Raw genomic sequence first — 23,113 nt, forward strand, 5'->3', positions numbered from 1 at the left:
GATAGTCTTTGTATCGGGCCGGCGAAGAAAAACTTTACCGACCGCCGAGCTGAAGCCGGGCATCATGCCCGGACTTCAGCCGACGTTCACGGATTATTTATCGTTCTTGGCGTTGTTCAACGCGTTGAGCGTCCCCAGCACGTTCTGCTGCTGCTGACGCAGCTGCGAGACCAGGGTATCCATGTGGTTGTACTTATCCTGCAAGCTGACCCGCAGGGCTTCCATGCGTGTATCGAGGGTGTCCTGCTCGGTCTTGAGCTTGGTCAGGCTTTCAGACAGCGTCTTGGAACGCTCAGCGAGGGTACCGGTGCTGGCCTTGGCATAAGGCTCGGTGACCTTCTGCAGGCGAGCGAGCATGCCGTCCTTGCCATTGAAGATACTGGTCAGGTCAGCGGCATTGGTGGCCGCGGCCTTGTCCCACTTCTTGTCGTCCAGGCTCAGTAACCCACCATCCTGTGACGAGGTGACGCCAAACGCGGCCAGCGACTTCATCGTGCCGTTGCCGGACAGCGCGTTCATCTCTTCACGGATCGACGATACCAAGGCACGCATGGAGGCATCCCCGGTAAGCGCTGCCGGCGTCATGGTACCATCGGCGTTCTTGGTCACCCGGGTTTCCGCATTGACCACTTTCATCAGTGCGTTATAGCTGTCAATAAAGCCCTTCAGGCCCGACTTCAGCGCAGTGGTGCTGGTGGTCAACGACAGCGTGGTCTTGACCAAGGCTTCGCCTTCCTTTTCCTTGGGAGAGACACCCACCAGCTTGATATTCAGACCGCTCACCGCGTCACTGATATCGTTGGTCTTGGACTCCATGGCAATGCCATCAAGCGTGTACTTGGCGTTCTCAGGCTTATCCACAACGGTGTAGCCAGTATCAAGACCGGAATTGCCCGACAGGGTGATATCGGAGCCAACGCCCATCTTGTTGGAGGTGATCACCAGGCGCGAACCCGAGGCATCGGTCAACACGTTGGCGCTCAAGCCGGCGGTCCCGAACTGACTGTTGATCGCCTCGCGCACCTGTTGCAACGTGGCGCCCGGCGGGATGCTGACGTCGTGATCCTTGCCATTCTGGGTGATCGTCAGCTTGGTGGCGGTGGTCCCGGGGTTGACCACGCTGTTCGCGCCATTGGAGTAAACCTTGGTGGACACCTTGGATGCAGACGCCAACTTTTCCACCTGCAGACTGAACGAGCCATTGGCCGCGCCCGCGCCAGCGGTAATGGTGGCAACCTTCTCATCCGAAGACTTCAATGCCAAACCGCCGAAGCTGTTGTCGTTGGTCATGCTGGTCAACGCGCCACGGAAGGCATCCAGGGCCGCCTGGATCTTGCCGATCGAGGACAATGTGGTGGTTGCCTTCAGTGTCTGGGTATTGATCTGTGCCTGCTTCGGCGCCTTTTGCGCGTCCACCAGGGACTTCACAATCGCCTGGGTATCGATGCCCGAACCGATACCGCTGATTGTTGAACCTGCCATCATTGCTCTCCTTGTACGGTGGCTGCCGGATCCTTGGCGGGAAAATCCCTCGAAAGATCGGCAGCAACAAAAATCATGCCAGCCCGTCGAACAGCAGGCTACTGGCTTCACTGAGGCTTTGCGCCAGCTTCAGCGCGGTTTCCGACGGGAGTTGGCGGATCACGTCACCCGATTCGGTGGCGATCACCTTGACCACGACCCGGCCGGTGGAATCATCGATGGAAAAATCCAGCTTGCGCTGGCTCGACTGGACGAAATCACGAATTTCGCCAACCGCCTTTTCCAGATCCTCGCGGGTATGCGGCTTGTCGTCCGCGGCCGCTGCCTCCTGCACCTTGACAGGCGCCAGTGGCTCCTTGACAGCGGTCACCGCCTGGGGTTGCAGCGAAGGATACACCTGGTTGAGCTTGACACTCATGTCCATGTTTCGAACTCCTCATGTCAAAAAGGCGAAAGGGCACGTAAACGCGCCCTTCCACCTCTTACTCAGACGCCTGAATTACTGAAGCAGTTTCAGGACCGAGGAAGGCAGCTGGTTAGCCTGCGACAGGATCGCAGTCGAAGCCTGCTGCAGGGTCTGCTGCTTGGTCAGCTCTGCAGTTTCCGAAGCGAAGTCCACGTCCTGCACGGTGGAGCGGGCAGCGGTGGAGTTCTTCTGGATGTTCTGCAGGTTGTCGACAGTGGTGGCCAGACGGTTCTGGGTAGCACCCAGGCCCGAACGGACGCTGTCGATCGAACCAATGGCCTTGTCGATAACGGCCAGGGCGTTTTGGGCCTTGGTAGCGTCGGTGACGTCGGTGTTGGAGATGGTGGTTTTAGACGAAGTGGCCGCAGTGGTACCAGCAGCAGCAAACAGACTGTCAACACCAGCACCGTTCAGAGCGTAGCCCTTGGCGGAGTCCAGCGACACAGCACCAGTGGCGATGATGTCGGTGGTAGCCAAAGCGGTACCAGCAGCAGCGTAGGCACCTGCGCCATCACGAGTATTGACCTTGATACCAGCCTGAGCACCGGCATCGCTGGCGCTGAACTTGATGTTCTCACCGGTATCGGACTTGATCGACAGGGCGCCGTTCGACTCGTCGTAGTTGACGCTGATACCCAGCTTGGCGGCGTTGGACTTCAGCTGGTCAGCCAGACCGGCAGTATCGGTGGCGCCAACGATCTTGACCGACTGGCCACCGACGTCCAGGGTGAAGTTAGCCGACTTGGTGGCAGCACCAGCGATGGCGGTGGCGTCCACTTCCAGCTTGACTTCGGTGCTGGCGGTAGCGGTCAGGCCACCGATTGCGCCGTTCATGTTGGCAGCGATCTTCTTGGCCGAATCACCAGCAGCGACGGCTACGTCTTTGGTCTGGCCGTTACCGGTAACGGTGATGGTGCCAGCCTTGACGCCAGTGTCGTTAGGGGTGATAGCAACGCTCTTGATCTGCTGGGAACCGATGTTGCTGGCAGCAACGTTTTCCAGAGTCAGGTTGATGGTTTCGTTGGCGTTGGCGCCGACCTGGATGGCCTTGGTGCCGTAGGAACCGTCCAGCAGCTTCTGGCCACCGAAGGTGGTGGTAGCGGAAATACGGTTCAGCTCGGCGGTCAGAGCCTGGTATTCGTCGTTGTTCGACTTACGGTCGTCGGGGCTCAGGGAGCCAGTGGCCGAGGACAGAGCCAGGGTACGCATTTTTTGCAGGATGTCGGTCGAAGCCTGCATCGCGCCTTCGGCGGTCTGGGCGATCGAGATACCGTCGTTGGCGTTCTTGACTGCTTGGCCCAGGCCGTTGATCTGGCTGGTCAGGCGGTTGGCGATCTGCAGGCCGGCAGCGTCGTCTTTGGCGCTGTTGATGCGCAGGCCGGAAGACAGGCGCTGCATCGAAGTGGTCTGGGCGGTGCTGGCCTTGTTCAGGTTAACCTGAGTAGTAACCGAGGCAATGTTGGTGTTTACAGTTAAAGCCATGACGAAATCCTCGTTGGATGGGTACTGCGGCTTCCGGCCCTGGCATCCGCCGGGTATGGCCTAGAGAACCTTCGTAATGGTTATCGTCGTTTGCGGGGGTTGCTTGAGGGCATTTTCAAAAAAAAAATGCCATCACCCCGCCACCCCTACAAAATCAGGGGGTTAAGGTACCGATAGACGATCAACGGGCAAAAAAAAGCGCCTGGCGGGATACGCCAGGCGCTGCTTCGAGCAAGCGCTGATTCAGCCCCGGTAAAGGATCGCCGAACCCCACGACAGACCGACACCGAAGCCACTGATGGCCACGCGCTTCCAGGTACTGTCGAGCATGTGCTTCTGCAACAGCAACGGCACGCTGGAGGACACGGTATTGCCGGTTTCGAGCATATCCTTGACGAACTTCTCCGGGTGCTGCTCTTCAAAGCGGCGCGCCACGGCATCGACGATGGCCGCACTGCCCTGGTGAATGCAGAACGCGTCGATATCCGCCGACTGCAGGCCACTGGCCTCGAGCAGCTCATGCAGGTGCGCCGGCACCTTGACCAGGGCGAAGTTGAACACCTGGCGGCCATTCATGAAGAAGGTGCCATCGCTGACCTTCAAATGCTCGGCACCCGAGCCGTCGGTGCCGAAACGCGCCTCGCCCAACTGCCACACGGCATTTTCACCCATCCAGGTGGCGGTGGCGGCATCGCCGAACAGCATGGTGGTATTGCGATCTTCCGGATCGACGATCTTCGAATAGGGATCGGCGGTGATCAGCAGGCCGTTCTTCAGCCCCGCCGCCTGCATGAAGCCCTTGATCGCGTACAAACCATAGACATAGCCGGAGCAGCCCAGCGACACGTCGAAGGCGGCGACACGGGTCGAGAGGCCCAGCTTGTCCTGCACGATCGCCGCGGTGTGCGGCAACCCTTCCTCGTCACCGTTCTGGGTGACCACGATCAGCACATCGATCGCCTGCGGATCCAGCTCCGGGTTGTTGGCGAACAACGCGCGGGCGGCCTCGACGCAGAGGTCGGAGGTTTCCTGCTCATCGGCCTTGCGCGGCAGGAACGAGGCACCGATCTTGCCGAACATGAACGCTTCGTCCTTGCCGAACTTCGCACCCTGGACGTAGTTGTCCAGGCCAGCGGTAGGCACGTAACTCGCAATGCTTTTGATGCCAATCATTCTGGCTTCCCAATGAAAACAGCCAAAGACCACCACTCGATGAATTGAGGGCGCCAATACCGGGTCGAAACCACTGCAGCCCGAGACAGGCCGAAACCAGACTGTCGCTCGCACACCGGTAACAAAATGCTGCAGCAGCTGCCGCATAGAATACAGGGAAGATGCGCGTTTTGACTCATTGGTCACACTCATTTATCGGCAAAAGCGCCCCAGCGCCGCGCCACAGACACGAAAAAGCCCCGGCAGCACACAGCTGACCGGGGCTTTTTTAGCGCAGGCGCGATCAGAGCTTGTTGAACAAGCTCAGCTGCGAGATCCGCGAGAACGCCAGTTGCGAGGCCTCGAGCATGGCTTGCTGCAAGGTCAGCATGATCGATGCTTCGGCCATGTCGGTGTTACCGATGGCATCCTGGGTGACCTTGTTGGCCGTGCTCAGGCTGGTGTTTTCCTGACGCTGGATATCCAGCGAGTTGCCACGGGCGCCGATCGAGCCCCGGGTGATATCGACCTGTTCGCGCGCACTGGCCAGGTTGGCCACCGCCGAGGCGACGGCGTTCTTGATGGCGAGGTTGTTGCCCGCGGTGCCGGGCGGCGCGTCCAGCGCCGAGCGCAGCTGGCTGATGGTCTCCAGCACGCTCTGGTTCTGGTGGTTGTTGGCGTTGATGGCGAACTGATCACCCGCCTGCGGCGCGCCGGACACCTGGTAGGTCACGCCAGCGACCGTCAACGACGGCGCGGTGAACGTACCGCTGGCCACCGGCTTGCTGTCGGCGGTCAAGGGCTGGGCGTAGAACTCGTAGGTGTTGGCCCCGGTGAACTTGATCACCGCGCCATTGCTCGGGAAGGTGCTGCGGTAAGCCGCCTGGTCGGTCACGGCGCTGCCGGTCACCTGGGCGCTGGACGGGTTGCCGGCACCGCGCACGCTGGTCAGCGAATCGGGGCGCGCCTGCACGCTGAATTCACGGCCAGCGACGATGGCATCGGCGTCCTCGCCCTCTTTGAGCGACACATTGACTTCGAACTCGACGCCGCGCAGGGCGATGCGGTTGCCACCCTCTGTCTTGCTGTCGAAGGTGCCGTTGGTGGGGGTCTCGGCGGTGATATCGTTGCCCAGGGCATCGGTCACCTTGTACTGGGTGGCACTGGTGAAGGTGATCTTGTACGGCTGGCCTGCGGTGAAGCTGTCGTTGAAGCTATTGTTCGAGGTCAGCAGGCCCGGCGACAGCGCGACCTTGCCATCGTCGACCGGCGGCGCCACCAGGGTGGACTCGGTACGGCTCTTGTTCTTGGCCGAATCGAAAATACTGAAACCGGTGTCGTTGGTCGCCAGGCTCAGGGTGTCGGACACCTGCAGGCTCAGCTGGGTCTGGTCGCCCTGGTAGCTGTAGGTGCCGTCGGCATTGCGCACATAGGGCGGCGACGAGGTCTTGGTGCCACCGAACATGTAGTCGCCGTTGGCGTCGCGGGAATTGAGCAGGCCGAAAATGTTGGCCTCGATCTCTTTCAGCTCGCCACTGATGGACACGCGGTCGGCATCGGTCACGCCAGCCCCGCCAGCGCGCAGGGCCAGTTCACTGGCACGCTGCATGGCTTCGTTGATGGTGGCCAGCACGCTCTCTTCCTGCAGCAGCGAGTTGTTCACCGTGGTCATGTTGCCATCGTACTGCTTGAGCAACGCCTGCTGCTGCTGCAGCAACAGCAGGCGCGCGGCACCGACCGGATCGTCGGCGGCGGTCTGGATACGCACGCCGCTGTCGATCTGAGTCTTGCTCTTCATCAGGTCGGCGAAGTTCTTGGTGTAGCTACTGGCGCTCGCCTCATAGAACTGAGCGGTGGAAATACGCACGATGGCTACTCCTTACAAAGCGTTGATCAGGATGCTGAAGGTTTCTTGCGCCGCCTTGATGATCTGCGACGACGCGGTGTAGTAATGCTGGAACTTGATGAGGTTGGCCGCCTCATCGTCCAGGTTGACACCGGAAACCCCGTTGCGGCTTTCCTTGGCCGAGTCGAGCACGGCCTTGGTCGCAACGGTATCGATTTTGGCCTGGTTGGCCTTGGCGCCGACGCGCTCGACCAGCGAGGCATAGGCCGAGGTAAAGCTGGAGCCGGTACCGGAGTTCAGGCCCACCGTGGACTTGGTCTGCAACCCGAGCAGCGCCTGGGCGTTGCGGTTGTCGGACTTGCCGTCGGCATTGAAGCCGAAGGTAAAGCTGTCGTTGGTCGCCGGGCTGCCGCCAACAGTGGTCTCGACGCTGAAGGTCCGCGGATTGCCGCTGCCATCAAGGATCGGCGCTCCCGCGGCATCGCGCATCGGCACATTGATGGTCAGCTTGTTGTCCTGGCCCGGCACGATGGTACCGGTGCCGATGGCCACACCCTTGGAGTCGTACAGGGTGTAGCCCTGGGTGCCGCCGCTGGCGCCCTGGAACACCATGCGCACTGGCATCGAGTGCTTGATCGAGTCCTGGATCAGCGCGGTATCGGCACCGCCGTAGATATCCAGCTTGGCCCCCAGGTTCGGCTGGGTGATGGTGCCACTGCCGGTGTTGCCGCTACCGACCACGCCATTGATCGGCCCGGCGAAAGCCAACTTATTGGCATCGGTCAGCACGGTATTGATCGAGCCTGCCGCCGAACGGGTCGGGCTGACCTTGAAGCTGTCGCCAGCAGCCAGAGCGCCCCCTTGGAGCTTGAGGGTGAAGCCGTCGATCACCGGCGGTGGCGTGGTGGTCAGGTCGAAGCTGCCCATGTCGGTGCCGTCGGAGCGACGCACGCTGTACTGGTTGGGGCCGGTGAACTTGACTTCGTAGTCGTAGGTGGTGAGCGCACCGCTGTTGGCGATGGTCACGTCCAGGTTACCGGAGCCGGCGCTGTTGTTCGACGAGGCCAGGCTGCGCTGGCTGATTGCCGCGGCGCTGTTGATGCTGGAGAACAGCGCACTGCCGAACTGCCCATTGGCGTCCAGGCCCTGCCCCAACTGGCTGTTGATACTGTCGGCCACCACCAGGGCGACACGCCCCAGCTCGTTCATCGACGGGTTGAGCACGTCGTTGCGATAGCGCAGCAGGCCGCCGATCTGCCCACCACTGACCACCGAAGTGACGTCCGAGGAGAAGTTCGGGTAGTTGATCTGCAGGCTGTACTGGCTCTTGTCGGCGGCACTCGGCACGGCGCTCAGGGTGTTGGCGCGATTACCGGTGACCAGCGACTGGCCATTGCCCATGTACACATCGTAATTGCCGTCGCGCTCCTGCACGGTAACGCCGACCAGCTCGTTGAGCTGGCGCACCGCTTCGCTGCGCGCATCCAGCAGGTTGTTCGGCGAAGCGCCGGACGCCGACAACTGGGTAATCTGCTTGTTGAGATCGGCGATGCTCGAGGTCAACTTGTTGACCTGGCCGGACAGCGTATCCAATTGGCTGTTGATGCTGTCGTTCTGCTTGCTCATCTGGCTGGAGATGGCATTGAAGCGGTTGCTCAAGGTCTGCGCCTGGGTCAGCAGCAGTTGCCGCGACGCCACATCGCTGGGCTTGGCCGACGCGGTCTGCAAGGCCGAGAAGAAGGCGGTCAGTACCGAGCTGATGCCGGTGTCGCTTTCGGCCAGCAACTTGTCGATACCCGTGATCTGATCCTGGAACGCCGCCGCATCGGTATTGAGCGAAGTCGCGGTCTGCAGCTGGTTGTCCAGGTAGGCGTTATAGATGCGACGCACATCCGACAACGTAGTGCCCGTGCCCACGAAACCCGCGCCGATGTTGTGCGACGGCCCCGTAGTCTGGATGGTTTGCTGCCGCGAATAGCCGGAAACCGCCGCGTTGGCGATGTTGTTACCGGTGATGGCCAACGCGGTCTGGCTGGCATTCAGGCCCGACAGCCCGATCGAGATCAGGTTAGACATGGTTCAATCCTTATAGATTCGTGGTAGTGCCAGCCATGGCGTATTCCTGGATCGGCTGCAGTTGCCGGGCAATGCTGATGATCTTGCGGGCGTAGTCCGGGTCGGTGGCGTAGCCAGCCTTCTGCAGCTCTCTTGCAAACTGTTCCGGTTTATCGGCCGAGCCGACCGCATCTTTATAGCGACTGTTGTTCTGCAACAGGCTGACCAGGTCGTGGAAGCTGTCCTGGTACGAATCGTAGGAACGGAACGCCGCCGTCTCCTTGACGAACTGGCCACCGCGGAATTCGCTGGTGATCGCCCTCGCCTCGCCACCCTGCCAGTTGCCGGTGGCCTTGATGCCGAACAGGTTGTGGCTGCTGCTGCCATCGGGGTTGCGCATCACCGACTTGCCCCAACCGGTTTCCAGCGCGGCCTGGGCCACCAGGTAACGCGGGTCGATGCCAATGCGCTTGGCCGCTTGCTCGGCCATAGGCAGCATGGTGGCAACGAACGCGTCGCTGTCGCTGAAGGCCTTGTTCGGCGCCAGCGGCGGCTGGGCCACGGCGCGGCCGAGGATGCGCATGCCCTCGCGCTCACGCGGCGCGGCGAAGCTCTGCGCTGGTTGCCAGTCGCCGCGGGCGACACCGGCCAGCGATGGTCCGCTGCGCTGTGGCAGGGCCGTGTTGCCTGCCGCGGCGGCCGACGGCACGATGCCGGCCAGCAGGCGATCGGTAAGCTTGCCCGGCAGCGCCAGGCGCCGTGAATTGAGCGCCGCCACATCGTTGCGCCCGGCCGCGGCCTGCTCGCCACGCACCGGCTGGGCGACACGACCGCCGCCCCACAGCGCTGGCGCCGGGCCGTCGATACGCGGGAACGGGCTGCTGTTGGGCGCAGCGCCCTTGTTCTTGCTCAACTGGCGCACCAGCACGTCCTGCAGGCCGATACCACCACCTTCGCGGGACATGCTGACCGCCAACTGCTGGTCGTACATGTCGCGGTACTGCTTGGTGGTGTCGCTGTTCATCGGGTTTTCTTCGTCGGCCAGCACATCGCTGGCCTTGCGCGAGGCCTTGAGCATCTCGCTGACGAACAAGGATTCGAACTCCTGGGCCACCTTGCGGATGTTGCCCTCGCTGTCGCGATCACCGTGCTTGAGCGAACTCAGGCGATTGAGGTCGGTGAAGGCACCGCTGTCGGCCGGGCTGGAAATCAGGCTCTTCGGGTTCATCCCAGGCGTCCTCAGATCACGATCAGGTCGGCTTGCAACGCGCCGGCCTGCTTCAGGGCTTCGAGGATCGCCATCAGGTCGCTGGGCGCCGCACCGACCTGGTTCACCGCGCGGACTATCTCATCCAGCGTGGTACCCGGGCCGAACTTGAACATCGGCTTGGCTTCCTGCTCGGCATTCACCCGCGAGCGCGGCACCACCGCGGTCTGGCCGTTGGAGAACGGCCCCGGCTGGCTGACGATCGGGTCTTCGGTGATGGTCACGGTCAGGCTGCCGTGGGTCACCGCCGCCGGCGACACCTTGACGTTCTGGCCGATGACGATGGTACCAGTGCGCGAATTGATGATGACCTTGGCCACTGCCTGGCCCGGATCGATCTCGAGGTTCTCCAGGATCGACAGGTAGTCGACACGCTGGCTCGGGTCCATCGGCGCGGTCACCCGCACCGAACCACCATCGATGGCCTGGGCGACACCCGGGCCGAGCAACTCGTTGACCTTGTCGACGATGCGCTTGGCGGTGGTGAAGTCCGGGCGATTGAGGTTCAGGGTCAGGCTGTTGCCCTGGTTGAAACCACTCGGCACCGCACGCTCGACGGACGCGCCGCCAGGGATCCGCCCGGCCGACGGAACGTTGACGGTGATCTTCGAGCCGTCGCGACCCTCAGCATCGAAACCACCCACCACCAGGTTGCCCTGGGCGATGGCGTAGACGTTGCCGTCGATACCCTTGAGCGGCGTCATCAACAGGCTGCCGCCGCGCAGGCTCTTGGAGTTACCGATGGACGACACGGTGATGTCGACCACCTGGCCCGGCTTGGCGAACGCCGGCAGATCGGCATGCACCGATACCGCGGCGACGTTCTTCAACTGCACGTTGCCCGACCCCGGCGGCACCTTGATGCCGAACTGCGAGAGCATGTTGTTGAAGGTCTGCAGGGTGAATGGCGTCTGGGTGGTCTGGTCACCCGTGCCATTGAGCCCCACGACCAGGCCGTAGCCGATCAATTGGTTGGCGCGCACGCCAGAAATGCTGGCGATATCCTTCAGACGCTCGGCGTGGGCACCGAACGCGCAGGACAGGAGCAAGGTCGCGGCAATCAACCGCCTAGCGTTGAACATGGTCATCCGTACTCAGAAAGGCCAGAGCGGGCTGATGAAGAAACGGTCCAGCCAACCCGGCTGGCTGGCATCGGCGAACGAGCCGGTGCCCGAATAGGTGATGCGCGCGTCGGCCACGCGGGTGGACGGCACGGTGTTGTCGGTGGCGATGTCGTCGGCGCGCACCAGGCCAGCGATGCGTACCAGTTCTTCACCGGTGTTCAAGGTCATCCACTTCTCGCCACGCACGGCGATGATGCCGTTGGGCAGCACCTCGGCCACGGTGACGGTGATCGAACCAGTCAGGGTGTTGCCCTGGGTGGCCTTGCTGTCGCCCTTGGTGCTGCGGTCACCGCTGTAGCCGGCTTCCAGGCTCAAGTCGCCGCCACCCAACGGGTTGTTGGTGTTGGGCACGGTACCGAACAGCGAGGTCAGGCCAAGGTTGGCCTTGCTGTTCTTCTGGATCTGCGAACCTGCGTTCTTGCTCGCCGAGGTGCGCTCGTTGAGGGTGATGGTAATGATGTCGCCGACCCGGAACGCCTTGCGATCGGTATACAGGCCCTGCTCGAAGCCGGCCTGGTAGATCGAGCCGTTGTTGGCCGCCGCCGGCAGCGGGGTGCGCGGCAGCACCGGCGCATAGTACGGGTCGTTGGGCTTGGGCGTCGGCGCGACGCAACCGGCCAACAACACCACCCCCCCCAGGGCGAATACGGACAACGAACGCATCATGACACTTACCTCACGGTGAAACAGGCGCTGCAACAACGAGCGCAGAGTCAACGGCCCACGCCAGGCGGGCCGCCAGGGCTTACAACTGCTGGGTGACGAACGACAGCATCTTGTCGGCGGTGGAGATGACCTTGGAGTTCATCTCGTAGGCGCGCTGGGTGGTGATCATGTTCACCAGTTCCTCGACGGTGCTGACGTTGGAGGCTTCCAGGGTCTGCTGCTCGGTGGTGCCGAAGCCGTTCAGGCCTGGGGTGCCGACCTGCGGCGCGCCGCTGGCGGCGGTCTCCAGGAACAGGTTGCCGCCGATGGCCTGCAGGCCGGCCGGGTTGATGAAATCGGCGGTCTGGATGTTGCCGATGACCTGCGCGGCCGGGTTGCCCACGGTAGTGATCGAGACGGTACCGTCCTTGCCGACGGTGAAGGTCTGCGCATCTGGCGGCACGACGATGGCCGGCTCCAGGGCAAAGCCGTTGGCGGTGACGATCTGACCGTCGGAGTTCAGGTGGAAGGTACCGTCACGGGTGTAGCTCACGGTGCCGTCCGGCTGCAGGATCTGGAAGAAGCCACGGCCGTTGACCGCCATGTCCAGCGGGTTCTCGGTGGTCTGCAGGCTGCCGGCGATGAAGCTCTTCTGGGTGCCGACGATGCGCACACCGGTACCGACCTGCAGGCCCGAAGGCAGTTCGCTGTCCTGGGTCGACTGAGCGCCAGGCTGACGCTTGATCTGGTACAAAAGGTCCTGGAACTCGGCGCGATCACGCTTGAAGCCGGTGGTCGAGACGTTCGCCAGGTTGTTGGAGATGACCGCCAGGTTGGTGTCCTGGGCGGACAGGCCGGTTTTCGCGACCCAAAGAGCTGGAAGCATTTAGTGTTCTCCTCGTGCGCCTGATTTTCGGCACCCGTTCAAATGTGATTAGCCGATTTGCAAGACGCGGGCCATGGCTTCATCGCCTTCCTTGGCCGCGTTCATCATCTTGACGTGCAGTTCGAACTGGCGGGACAACGCCAGCACCGAGGTCATTTCCTCGACGGCGTTGACGTTGCTCGACTCCAGGAAGCCCGAGACCACGCGGACATTTACGTCGGCGTCGGCAGGCTGGCCATTGCTGGTGTGGATCATGCCGTCCAGGCCCTTGGTCAGGCCCTTGATGTCGGGGTTGACCAGCTTGATGCGGTCGACCTCGGCCATCACCCGCGGATCCTCGCCCATGGCGCGGATGCTGATGGTGCCGTCGTCACCCACCTCGACCTGCTGCTCCGGCGGAATGGCGATCGGGCCGCCATTGCCAATCACCGGCATGCCGTTGCCGGCACGCAGCACGCCCAGGGCGTCGATGTTCAGGCTGCCGGTGCGCACGTAGGCCTCGCTGCCATCGGGCGCCTGCACGGCGATGAAGCCCTTGCCGGCCACGGCCACGTCCAAAGGACGGCCGGTCTCGACCAGGGCACCTTCGCTGAAGTCGGTGGCCGGACGCTCGGTCATGGCGAAGGCGCGCGCCGGAAAGCTGTCGCCGAACACCGGCATCGAACGCGCCTGCTCCAGGTCACGCTGGAAGCCATTGGTGGAAACGTTCGCCAGGTTGTTGGCATGGGCCTTCTGCGCCAGCGCGTTCTGGCTGGCGCCGGTCATGGCCACATAAAGCATCTTGTCCACAGCATCTCCTCTACGCGAACCTTGCCGCGCTGTCGTTGGCAAGGATGAAGCAATTATCGAACCAAACTGACAAAGCCCTTTAACACGGGGCTTTCAGCGGCCCGCGCCAAGGCAAGCGTCAGTTTGTCGGCGAATCGTTGCCGCTGGCGGCAACGCCCGCGTCAGTCGGCGCGACACGCACCATTGGTGTAGGGGCCGGAATGACGCTTCCAGCCCTCCCCCGGGTCGTTGGCCGAGCACATGTAGCGCCCGGTCGCCAGGCTCTGCCACTGGTACCAGGGCGCCGGCGCGGCCTGCAGCGACAGCGCCAGCAACAAGGCGCCGGCAGCCACCAGCATCGACTTGTTCATGGCATCAATCTCCTCTGCCAGACGTGAAAAAGCCCCTGCAAGCAGGGGCTCGATCACGCCACGCTCATCAGGTCATCTGGATGATGGTCTGCATGATGGTGCTTTCGGTGGAAATGGTCTTGGCGTTGGCCTGGTAGTTGCTCTGCGCCTTGATCAAGTTGACCAGCTCGCCGGTCAAGTCGACGTTGGAGTCTTCCAGGGAGCTGCCGGCAATGCGGCCCAAGGTGCCGGTGTCTGGCTCACCAATGATCGGCACGCCCGAGGCGTAGGACTCTTTCCAGGCAGTGGCGCCGACCGGGGTCAGGCCTTGCAGGTTGGCGAAGTTGGCGATCACTACCTGGCCGATCACCTTGTTCTGGCCGTTGGTGAAGTTGGCGAACATGTTGCCGCTCTGGTCGACGGTCAGGCCGGCGAGCTCACCGGTGGCGTAGCCATCCTGGTCCTTGGCGGTGGTGGCCGAGGCCGCGTTGAACTGAGTGGTGGCCAGCATGTCCAGGACAACACCACCAGGACGCATGACAGCACCGTTACCAACCCAGGCACCGGCCGCATTCTTCTCGGCAGGCACCCAGTTATCGAGCTTGAAGGTCTTGTCGGCTGCGATGGTCAGACCACCTGTGACAGCACCAACAGGCATGGCCGCCGTATCCAGCTTACCCGCCGACGTAAAGGGCAAAGTGTTTTTCAGTGGCGTAGGCAGGGTCGGGTCGGCCGGGTTACGACCATCGATGGTGGTGTACATGGTCCAGGAGTTGGTGCCGGCATCCTTGACGAAGTACTGGTTCATCTGGTGCTCGTTACCCTGGCTGTCGTACACCGGGGTGTTGAAGGTGTAGTTGTAGCTGTTGACATTGGTCGGGTCGAACGGCGAAACCGAAGGCGCTTTGGCGCTGGAGTTCAGGTTGACGGTCTCGGAAATGCGCCCGGTCGGCTTCGGCGCCAGGTTCGAGGTGTCGATCTTCAGGTCGGTCAGCACGCCCGGGATGACCTTGCCGTTTTCATCCACCGGATAGCCCTGCAGGTTGGCGCCACTGGCGTTGACCACGTAGCCTTCCTTGTCGCTGTAGAAGGCGCCGGCACGGGTATAGATGCGCGAACCGTTGTCGTTCAGGGCAAAGAAGCCGTTGCCATCGATGGCCATGTCCAGCGCCTGGCCAGTACCGTTGATGTTGCCGGGGTTGAACATCTGCGAGACCGCCATGGTCTTCACGCCGCTGCCGACCTGGGTCTTGCCGCCGGCAGTGCCGCGGATCGATTGCGAATATTGGTCGCCGAACTCGGCGCGCGACGATTTGAAACCGGTGGTGGCGACGTTGGCAATGTTGTTGCCGGTAACGTTCAGGGATTTGTTCGCCGCATAGAGACCGCTAAGGCCGATATTGAAAGACATGTACTCGCTCCTTGTGCCGATTCTGCGGCGTTAAATTCCGATGGTGGTGACTTTGGAGATACCGACTTTGCCGATACCGGCCAGGTCGAGCATCATCTCGCTGCCATTCTGGAAGCTGACACTGTTGACCTTGGCCGGCAGCAGCGTGGCCAGCGTCTTGGCCTTGCCGTCGACCTTGGTCTCGGCGCTGAAGGTGTAGGTGCCCGGCTCGACCACCTCGCCCTTGTCGTTCTTGCCGTCCCAGATGAAGTCGGCGGTACCAGCCTTGCGCGCACCCAGGTCAATGGCCTTGACCACGTTGCCATCCTTGTCCTTGATGGTGACCTTGCCCTCGGTGATGTTCGAGGGCACCACGACCTGGCCGTTGAAGCTCTTGGAGGTGTCGACCACTGCCTTGTCGCTTGCCACGATCACCGAGCGACCGACCAGCGAGGTGGCCTGCAGCGCCTGGGACGAACCGATGCCGGTGAGGATGCCGTCAACCGACTCCTTGAGCGACTGGATACCTTCGAGGCTGCTGAATTGCGCCAGCTGCGCGACGAACTCGCCGTTGTCCTGAGGATCGAGCGGGTTCTGGTTCTTCATCTGCGTCACCAGCAACTGCAGGAACGCATCCTTGCCCAGCGCGCTGCCGGCCTGGCCGGTGCTGGAGTCGGTCTTGCTCTTCTGCTTCTGCAGCGACTCCAGGTAACCACTGCCGACTTGTGTATTGGTATTGGTGGTAGTCATTGCGGCTCCCTGCTTACTGACCCAGGGTCAGCACTTTCTGCATCATGTTCTTGGCGGTGTTCATCAGCTCGGCGTTGGTCTGGAACGCACGGCTGGCGGAGATCATGTCGGCCATCTCCTCGACCACGTTGACGTTCGGGTAGTAGACGTAGCCGTCCTTGTTCGCCGCCGGATGGTTCGGCTCGTAACGCGCCTCGAGGTTGCTCTGGTCCTCGATGATGCCCTTGACCTGCACGCCCTGCCCCGCCTCGCCCTGGTCCTCGAACAGCGACTGGCCGGCGCCGGCCTGGGCCTGCTGGAAGGTGGTGGCGAACACCGGGTGACGGGCGCGGTAGGTCTGGTCGATGCTCGACGAGACGGTCTCGGCGTTGGCGATGTTCGAGGCGACGGTGTTCAGGCGCGTGTTCTGCGCGCTCATGCCGCTACCGGCGATATTGAAGACACTGGCAAGGGACATGGTCACTCTCCGCGCAGGGCCGATACCAGCCCTTTGAATTTACTGTTGAGCAGGGTGAAGCTGGCCTGGAAGCCAACGGCGTTTTCCGTGTAGTTCGATTGTTCGATCTGCGCGTCCACGGTGTTCTGGTCGATCGACGGCTGCATCGGCGTGCGGTACTTCAGGGTGTCATCCATCATCGCCAGGCCTTCGGCCTCGATATGGCGATTGTTGGTGCGATCCAGGGCAATGCGGCCTTTCTGCTGCTTGTCGGACTCGGCGGCGAGCACCGACGAGAAGTCCATGTCGCGCGCCTTGTAGTTCGGCGTGTCGGCGTTGGCGATGTTGTTGGCCAGCACCTCGGCACGCTGGGCACGGAAGCCCAGTGCCTTTTCGTGGATGCCAAGCGCCTTGTCGAAGCTGATGCTCATGTCGGGGAACCTTCGAAGGTTGACCAGAGTTTCGTTGACTAACGCTAAAGCAAGGGCTGTGCCAACCAACAAAACCCCCATGAACACGGGGCCGCGCCCAGCAGCTCTACGCCCTCCTGCCAGAAAAGCGGCAAAGTGCTTCCGCCTGATAGCGACCAAGCGGCAATCGGCAGGCGGCAAAAGCGGCAATCCAAAAAATTGACGTCAATCATGCATGCCATATAGCCATCATTGGCGATAGCATTCGCACCCTCGCGCATCCGCTCAAACCAACACTGCATGTCGTCGCACGGATGCGCGCCGCTTTCACAACGTTTTCAAGACCAACCGCGGCAAGATGATCACTACCAGCCTCGACGGCGGCGCCCTCAAAGGCGATCAGCAAACCTACACAGACGATCTCGAGTTCGCCGGACGCTTCACTGGCCGTAGTCGCCAATCTTGGTGCCGGTGATGTGAATGCCGTCGCCGTGATGAATCATGGCGGACCCCAACGGCAGGCAAATCAGGCTTCGATGCCGATGTATTCTCGGCCCACGTACAGTACGCTTTCTGATTACTCGCGCGGTACCGCACAAATGAAAAGGCCGGTATCTCGCGATACCGGCCTTTTTGTCTTCACTTGGCCTGGTAGATGATCCCCGGGCTGCACTGCACCATCTGGTAGTGGTCCGGCAGGCCATTGAGCGCCTCGGACGCCCCCAGGAACAGGTAGCCGCCCGGCTTGAGCGTGCCATGGATACGCATGAGGATGTCCTTCTTGACCTGGGCCGAGAAGTAGATCAGCACGTTGCGACAGAACACGATGTCGAACTTGCCCAGCGGCGCGTAGCTGTCGAGCAGGTTGTACGAGCGAAACTCGACGCGGCTGCGAATCGGCGGCTTGACCGCCCAACGCCCAGGCCCCTTGGTGTCGAAGTAGCGCTGCAGGCGCTCCTGCGACAAGCCGCGGGCGATGGCCAGGCTGTCGTACTCACCGGTCTTGCAGTTGTTGAGCATGGCGCCCGACAGGTCAGTGGCGACGATCTGCGCGCCCATCTTCAACTGGCCCAGATTGGTGCGCTCGAACTCGTCGATGGCCATGGAGATGGAATACGGTTCCTGCCCCGACGAACAGGCCGCCGACCAGATACGCAGACGCTGGCCGGGATTACCCTTGATGAACTCCGGGATCACCTTGTTCTTGAGCACTTCGAACGGATAGGTGTCGCGAAACCACAGCGTCTCGTTAGTGGTCATGGCATCGACCACCTGCTCGCGCAGGCCACCGCGTGGCTGGGTCTGGATACGCTGCACCAGCTCGCCCAGCGACTTGATGCCCTGCTGCTCCATCAGCTTGTTGAGACGGCTAGAGACCAGGTACTGCTTATTCTCGCCCAGCAGGATGCCACAGGCTTTCTCCAGGAAGACCCGGAACTGTTCGAAATCCAAATTACCCGTAGACAATGCTGCCGCCTCTTCTTATATGTCGCGTGCGCCGGAGCCAGGCCCCGGCCGTTTCAATGTGCCGCCTTGATCCGGTCGACCACGCGCTGGGCGAGGTCGTCCGGCTTGAACTTGGCCAGGAAGTCGTCGGCGCCGACCTTCTTGACCATTGCCTGGTTGAATACCCCAGATAGCGAAGTATGCAGGCAGATGTGTAGTTTTTGCATGCGCGGATCGCTGCGGATCTCCGCCGTGAGGGTATAGCCGTCCATTTCCGGCATTTCAATATCGGAAATCATCATGAGGAACTCCTCCTCCGGACGCTTGCCCTCGTCCACCAGCTTGCGCAGGTAATCCAGGGCCTGACGACCGTCATTGAGCGCCACGACCTCGACCCCCACCGTCTGCAGGCAGCGGCTGACCTGCTTGCGCGCCACCGACGAGTCATCGACCGTCAGCACCCGCAACAACACCGCCTTGTCCTGCACCTCGGCATCGATCACCCCTTCGGACACCGACTCGGACGACGGCGCCACTTCGGCCAGCACCTTCTCCACATCGATGATCTCGACCATGCGGTTGTCGACCCGGGTGACCGCGGTCAGGTAGTGATCGCGCCCGGTACCCTTGGGTGGCGGATGGATCTCTTCCCAGTTCATGTTGACGATGCGCTCCACCGAGTGCACCAGGAACCCTTGGGTCTTGGTGTTGTACTCGGTGATGATGACGAAGCTCTTGCGCGTCTCTTCCTGAAGGCCCGGCAAGCCGGTGGCCATCGACAGGTCGAGGATCGGGATGGTCGCCCCGCGAATGTTGGCCACGCCGCGCACCACCGGATGGGACTTGGGCAGCAGGGTCAGATCCGGGCACTGCAGCACCTCGCGGACCTTGAACACATTGATGCCATAGAGCTGGTCGCCATTGAGGCGAAACAGCAGCAGCTCCAGGCGATTCTGCCCCACCAGCTGCGTGCGCTGGTTGACCGAATCCATCACTCCAGCCATGCCGGACTCCTTCAATGATTGCCTAAGTACCAAGTCGGCACGGGCTTTGCTTTTTTGAGCGCCATGTACACGAAAACGACATTTTTCCGACGACTGACGCGCCTGCTGACCGGTTCCCTGGCCGCATTGTGCCTGTTGGTACCCGGCACCCAGGCGCTGGCGGACGCTTTTACCTTGCCTGAACAGCTTATCGGTGTCACTCAAGGGTTTCTTGAATTCACCGTGGAGGATTATCTGGCGACCACCCAGACCCAGGGTCGCTACGAGATCCAGGTGAACAAACTCGATCCGCGCCTGCGCATGCCGCAGTGCAGCCAGCAACTGGACGCCTCGCTGGAGGGTTCCACGCCGCTGGGGCGGGTGACGGTGAGGGTGCGCTGCGACGGCGCGGCGCCCTGGACAGTGTTCGTGCCGGCCCAGGTGCGCCTGCTGCGCGACGTGGTGGTCATGACCCGCCCGCTCAAGCGCGACAGCGTCATCGGCGAAGGCGACGTGGCCCTGCGCGAGCGCGATGTCGGCAGCCTCGGCCAAGGCTACCTGACCCAACTGGACCAGGCCGTGGGCCTGAAATTGCTGCGCCCGACGGTGGTCGACCAGTTGCTCACCCAGCAACATCTGGAGCAGGCCGAGGTGGTGCGCAAGGGCGATCACGTGGTGATCGTCGCCCGCAGCGGCAGCCTCAGCGTACGCATGCCCGGCGAAGCACTGGACAAAGGCGGGCTGCAAACCCAGATCCGGGTGCGCAACCTCAATTCCAAACGAGTGGTCAAGGCCAGGGTGACCGGGCCAGGACAGGTCGAGGTGGCCATGTAGCCCAGGCTGCAGGACGATGACGGAAAGCTGGCGGTAAGGAACCGCGGGCCCTAAACTGTGTCTGAAATCGGGTTGCGCGGGCCGGCTTTGAGGCAGTGATGCATTCCTGTCTAAAGTTTCTTTCGGGTTGGCCGAAAACAAGGCATGCGTCCTAATACCCAGGGGTTCTGATCATGGTCATCGACTTCAGTCGTTTGAATAATTCTCCGTCCATCACGGGCGGCGTTCGCGGCAATGCCGCGCCAGGCACCGCCGAAAAAGCCGGCGAGGCCAGCGAGGCGCCCAAGCACGCCAGCGCCAGCGGAGAAGCGGTACATCTGAGCCCTGAGGCCCAGCAATTGCAGAAGATCAGCGACAAGCTGCGCGATCAGCCAAGCGTCAACAGCGCCCGTGTGGCCGAGTTGAAACAGGCTATCGCCGACGGCAGCTACAAGGTCGATGCCGACCGGGTCGCCAGCAAACTGCTTGATTTCGAAGCCCAGCGCTAACCTTCAGGCGCGCTGACTTCAAGGACGCAACACGCCAAGAGTTAGCCATGCACGACATCACTCTGCTGCAACTGATCGAAAACGACATCGCGCCCACGCAGGAACTGCTCGAGCTTCTGCAAAACGAAGCGATAGCCCTGCACGGCCGCGACATGGGGGTGCTGGAACAGATCCTGGCCCGCAAGCAGTCGTTGATCATCTTGCTCGAGCAGCAGGGTCGGCGCCGCAGCCAACTGCTCGCCAGCCTCGGCCTCAGTGCCGATCGTGCTGGCGCAGAAACCCTGGCGGCCCAGTCGAGCAATGGCCCGGCGATCCTCGCCCGGCTCGACGAACTGAGCCAACTGATGGATGCCTGCCAGCAGGTCAACGCCACCAACGGCCAGATCATCCAGGTGCAGCAGCACGTCACGGCCAACCAGGTCAGAATCCTTCAGGGTGGCGATTCTCCGTCGCTCTACGACAGCCGTGGCGGCACCTCGCCGATGGCCAAGCCCCGGGCGATCAGCCAAGTGTGATTAGTGGTATCAAGGCACGGAACATACTGGCAAAATGCCGTTAATTGCGTGTGTCGTTTTTGCCTGGAGATTGAAAACCCGTGTTCAATGAATCCGATGCTCCCCAGCCACCAAAGGTGCTGAGCACTCCTTTGGAGATTGCGGCCAACCTGCGCCAGCTGCTGGAGAGCCACGACCCGCTGATCATCAGCTTCCACGAACGCAGCCAGCGCTTCCAAAGCTACGTGGTGCATGTCGACCGCGAGGCCGGGGTACTGGCGCTGGACGAGATGATCCCGCGCGACGGCGAAAAATATATCGAGAACGGCGAGCCGTTTCGCATCGAAGGTTTCCATGACGGCGTGCGCATCGCCTGGGAAAGCGACATCCCACTGACCATCAGCGAGATCGACGGCCACCGCTGCTACCGCGGCCCACTGCCCACGGAAGTCACCTACCATCAGCGGCGCAATGCCTTCCGCGCCGCGCTGAAGCTGTCGCAACTGGTCGACGTGACCCTCGACGGCACCCACCTCAAGGGCAACGGCGCCCTGCGCGGTAAGCTGCTGGACATCTCCGCCACCGGCTGCAAGCTGCGCTTCGAAGGCAATGTCGAAGAGCGCCTGCAACTGGGCCAGGTCTATGAGCGCTTCAAGGCTGGCAACCCGCTGGGGCTAGCCGACACCATGGTCGAGCTGCGCCATCTGCATTTCGAGGAGCGCATCAATACCACCTTCGCCGGCGTGCGCTTCCATAATCTCAACGGCCAGGCGCAGCGCAAGATCGAAAGCTTCGTCTACCAGCTACAGCGCGAAGCGCGCCGGTTCGACAAGGACGACTACTAAGCAAAACGCCACCCTCGGGTGGCGTTTTCGCTCATGGGGCAATAGCAGGTGCCGGCCTTGCCGGCGAACCAGCAAGGCTCGCTCCTACAGTTTCGGGAACGCGCCCTGCTCGGCCTCAGCCGCCGTTGCGCAAGCGCCCTTGTCCTCATCCTCGGTATCTTCCGCCGCCACCGGCGCCTGCATCACCTCCTGCACCGTTTGCTCATCGACCCGCGGGTCGAGCGCCGCCGACAGCGGCGAACCCGCCGCCGGCATCGCCACGTGGCCGAGCGGAGCATCCTGGACCTGGTGCAAGCCGGTCACCGCTTTCGGCCGGATTCGCCAGACCAGTACCAACGCGAAGAACAGGAAGAAGGCATACAACATTTGTGCGCCGAACAGCTTCATCAACACACCGGCAGCCAATGGCCCGATGCAGGCGCCAACGCCGTAGGTCACCAACAGCATGGCCGTCAGCGACACCCGCCGTTCGCTCTCCACATGGTCATTGGAGAACGCCACCGCCAACGGATACAGGCAAAACTGCAACAACGAAATGACAAAGCCGATGCCGAACAGCAGCGCCAGCGGCACGCTCGGCAGGATGGCCAAGGGCGCCGACGCCAGCGCCAGGCCACTTGCCACGCTGCGGATCAGCACCGCGCGATCGTAGCGGTCGGAGAGCCAACCCAACGGCCATTGCACCACCAAGCCGGCGAAAATACAGCTGCCCATGAACAAGCCGACCTGCTCGGTGGACAGCCCCTGGTTGGCCGCGTACAGCGGCGCCAGGCCATAGAAGGAGCCGACGATCAAACCCGAACCCAACACCGTGGACAATGACTGCGGCACCCGCTTGATGAAGAACTTCGGCTCCATCGGCGCCGGCCGCAAGGGCGCAGGGTGAATACGCCGGGTCATGGCCACTGGCACCAGGCACAAGGCGAAGCACATGGCCACCAGCATCAGCAGCTCCGGCCCCAACTGCGGGTGCACCACCAGGATCAATTGGCCGAGCACCAGGCCCAGGTAGGACGCGATCATGTAGCCGCTGAACACCGCCCCGCGGTGCTTGGCATCGGCCTGTTCGTTGAGCCAGCTCTCGATGACCATGTATTGGCACATCATGCCCAGGCCAACGATCATCCGCAGCCCGACCCAGGCCGGTAGCCAACTGGTCAAGCCATGGCCGAGCACCGCCGCGCCGACGATGCCGGCACAGGTCGCGTAAGCCCTGATGTGCCCCACCCTGCCAATCAACCGGTGGCCAATCTTGCCGCCCAGGGCCAGGCCGAAATAGTTGGCGGCCATAAGCGCACCGACCCACAAGCTGTCGACATGCTCGGCGGCCAGGCGCAATGCCAGGTAGGTACTGAGCAAGCCTGAACCGATCAACATCATCAAGGCAGCGAAATACAGCGACTGAAACGGCTTCCAGATATTGCGCATACGTCCCGTCGGGCTCCTTCGTCAGGTGGCGTGGGGTGCAGAGCTAGCATAAGAGCAAATCATCCAACGCGCAGGCCCCAAACCGC

Annotated in this window: 23 protein-coding genes; 4 read left to right on the plus strand and 19 right to left on the minus strand. The window is 62.1% G+C overall.

The genetic code is table 11. From position 1 onward, the window contains the following. Window positions 1-93: 93 nt before the first annotated feature. The 18 genes from fliD to E3U47_RS08860 all read right to left on the minus strand — a co-directional run bounded on the left by fliD (window position 94) and on the right by E3U47_RS08860 (window position 18,959). Window positions 94-1,482 carry a flagellar filament capping protein FliD gene (gene fliD, locus E3U47_RS08775; RefSeq protein WP_134690840.1) on the minus strand — a complete coding sequence of 463 codons (1,389 nt, stop codon included), beginning with the start codon at window positions 1,480-1,482 and terminating at the stop codon, window positions 94-96. 73 nt (window positions 1,483-1,555) lie between these two features. Continuing rightward, a complete protein-coding gene (locus E3U47_RS08780; protein WP_104445076.1) occupies window positions 1,556-1,906 on the minus strand; it encodes a flagellar protein FlaG in 351 nt (116 codons plus the stop codon). A 75-nt stretch (window positions 1,907-1,981) separates the two neighbouring features. Further along, a complete protein-coding gene (locus E3U47_RS08785) occupies window positions 1,982-3,430 on the minus strand; it encodes a flagellin (RefSeq protein WP_134690842.1) in 1,449 nt (482 codons plus the stop codon). Window positions 3,431-3,673: 243 nt separating this feature from the next. Next, entirely contained in the window at window positions 3,674-4,603 is a 930-nt protein-coding gene (locus E3U47_RS08790) for a ketoacyl-ACP synthase III (RefSeq protein ID WP_134690844.1), read from the minus strand. Window positions 4,604-4,886: 283 nt separating this feature from the next. Further along, entirely contained in the window at window positions 4,887-6,449 is a 1,563-nt protein-coding gene (locus E3U47_RS08795) for a flagellar hook-associated protein 3 (RefSeq protein WP_134690845.1), read from the minus strand. A 12-nt stretch (window positions 6,450-6,461) separates the two neighbouring features. Then, window positions 6,462-8,504, minus strand: a complete 2,043-nt coding sequence (flgK, locus tag E3U47_RS08800) for a flagellar hook-associated protein FlgK (RefSeq protein WP_134690847.1) — start codon at window positions 8,502-8,504, stop codon at window positions 6,462-6,464. Between the two features lie 10 nt (window positions 8,505-8,514). Further along, window positions 8,515-9,711, minus strand: coding sequence for a flagellar assembly peptidoglycan hydrolase FlgJ (gene flgJ / locus E3U47_RS08805; protein WP_134690849.1), 1,197 nt, complete (start codon window positions 9,709-9,711; stop codon window positions 8,515-8,517). An 11-nt stretch (window positions 9,712-9,722) separates the two neighbouring features. Continuing rightward, window positions 9,723-10,832 (minus strand): flagellar basal body P-ring protein FlgI, encoded by a 1,110-nt coding sequence (locus E3U47_RS08810; RefSeq protein ID WP_104445339.1) that lies wholly within the window; start codon window positions 10,830-10,832, stop codon window positions 9,723-9,725. A gap of 12 nt (window positions 10,833-10,844) precedes the next feature. Beyond that, on the minus strand, window positions 10,845-11,540 hold the full coding sequence (gene flgH / locus E3U47_RS08815; protein WP_104445070.1) for a flagellar basal body L-ring protein FlgH: 696 nt from the start codon (window positions 11,538-11,540) through the stop codon (window positions 10,845-10,847). Window positions 11,541-11,619: 79 nt separating this feature from the next. Beyond that, window positions 11,620-12,405: a flagellar basal-body rod protein FlgG gene (gene flgG / locus E3U47_RS08820; RefSeq protein WP_134690851.1), complete on the minus strand. Its 786-nt coding sequence runs from the start codon at window positions 12,403-12,405 to the stop codon at window positions 11,620-11,622. A 48-nt stretch (window positions 12,406-12,453) separates the two neighbouring features. Further along, window positions 12,454-13,194: a flagellar basal-body rod protein FlgF gene (gene flgF, locus E3U47_RS08825; protein ID WP_104445068.1), complete on the minus strand. Its 741-nt coding sequence runs from the start codon at window positions 13,192-13,194 to the stop codon at window positions 12,454-12,456. 161 nt (window positions 13,195-13,355) lie between these two features. Then, window positions 13,356-13,544 carry a hypothetical protein gene (locus E3U47_RS08830; protein ID WP_134690853.1) on the minus strand — a complete coding sequence of 63 codons (189 nt, stop codon included), beginning with the start codon at window positions 13,542-13,544 and terminating at the stop codon, window positions 13,356-13,358. 67 nt (window positions 13,545-13,611) lie between these two features. After that, window positions 13,612-14,934, minus strand: coding sequence for a flagellar hook protein FlgE (gene flgE / locus E3U47_RS08835; protein ID WP_134690855.1), 1,323 nt, complete (start codon window positions 14,932-14,934; stop codon window positions 13,612-13,614). Window positions 14,935-14,964: 30 nt separating this feature from the next. After that, window positions 14,965-15,663: a flagellar hook assembly protein FlgD gene (flgD, locus tag E3U47_RS08840; RefSeq protein WP_134690857.1), complete on the minus strand. Its 699-nt coding sequence runs from the start codon at window positions 15,661-15,663 to the stop codon at window positions 14,965-14,967. 13 nt (window positions 15,664-15,676) lie between these two features. After that, entirely contained in the window at window positions 15,677-16,120 is a 444-nt protein-coding gene (gene flgC / locus E3U47_RS08845) for a flagellar basal body rod protein FlgC (RefSeq protein WP_104445064.1), read from the minus strand. A gap of 2 nt (window positions 16,121-16,122) precedes the next feature. Then, window positions 16,123-16,530, minus strand: coding sequence for a flagellar basal body rod protein FlgB (gene flgB, locus E3U47_RS08850; RefSeq protein WP_104445063.1), 408 nt, complete (start codon window positions 16,528-16,530; stop codon window positions 16,123-16,125). 618 nt (window positions 16,531-17,148) lie between these two features. Beyond that, window positions 17,149-17,976: a protein-glutamate O-methyltransferase CheR gene (cheR, locus tag E3U47_RS08855; protein ID WP_104445062.1), complete on the minus strand. Its 828-nt coding sequence runs from the start codon at window positions 17,974-17,976 to the stop codon at window positions 17,149-17,151. Between the two features lie 53 nt (window positions 17,977-18,029). Further along, window positions 18,030-18,959, minus strand: coding sequence for a chemotaxis protein CheV (locus tag E3U47_RS08860; protein ID WP_104445061.1), 930 nt, complete (start codon window positions 18,957-18,959; stop codon window positions 18,030-18,032). A gap of 63 nt (window positions 18,960-19,022) precedes the next feature. On the opposite strand from E3U47_RS08860, the gene flgA reads away from it, so the two are divergent. The 4 genes from flgA to E3U47_RS08880 all read left to right on the plus strand — a co-directional run bounded on the left by flgA (window position 19,023) and on the right by E3U47_RS08880 (window position 21,599). Next, window positions 19,023-19,772, plus strand: coding sequence for a flagellar basal body P-ring formation chaperone FlgA (gene flgA, locus E3U47_RS08865; RefSeq protein ID WP_134690859.1), 750 nt, complete (start codon window positions 19,023-19,025; stop codon window positions 19,770-19,772). A 173-nt stretch (window positions 19,773-19,945) separates the two neighbouring features. After that, complete coding sequence (gene flgM / locus E3U47_RS08870) at window positions 19,946-20,260, plus strand: flagellar biosynthesis anti-sigma factor FlgM (RefSeq protein ID WP_134690861.1); 315 nt, start codon at window positions 19,946-19,948, stop codon at window positions 20,258-20,260. A 47-nt stretch (window positions 20,261-20,307) separates the two neighbouring features. Next, window positions 20,308-20,775, plus strand: a complete 468-nt coding sequence (locus E3U47_RS08875; RefSeq protein ID WP_104445058.1) for a flagella synthesis protein FlgN — start codon at window positions 20,308-20,310, stop codon at window positions 20,773-20,775. Between the two features lie 80 nt (window positions 20,776-20,855). After that, window positions 20,856-21,599: a flagellar brake protein gene (locus E3U47_RS08880; RefSeq protein ID WP_134690863.1), complete on the plus strand. Its 744-nt coding sequence runs from the start codon at window positions 20,856-20,858 to the stop codon at window positions 21,597-21,599. Window positions 21,600-21,683: 84 nt separating this feature from the next. Here the strand turns inward: E3U47_RS08880 and E3U47_RS08885 are convergent, their stop codons facing one another. Next, window positions 21,684-23,027: an MFS transporter gene (locus E3U47_RS08885; RefSeq protein WP_104445056.1), complete on the minus strand. Its 1,344-nt coding sequence runs from the start codon at window positions 23,025-23,027 to the stop codon at window positions 21,684-21,686. Window positions 23,028-23,113: the final 86 nt, after the last annotated feature.

The sequence above is a fragment of the Pseudomonas sp. RIT623 genome (assembly GCF_004519305.1).
GTDB lineage: Bacteria > Pseudomonadota > Gammaproteobacteria > Pseudomonadales > Pseudomonadaceae > Aquipseudomonas.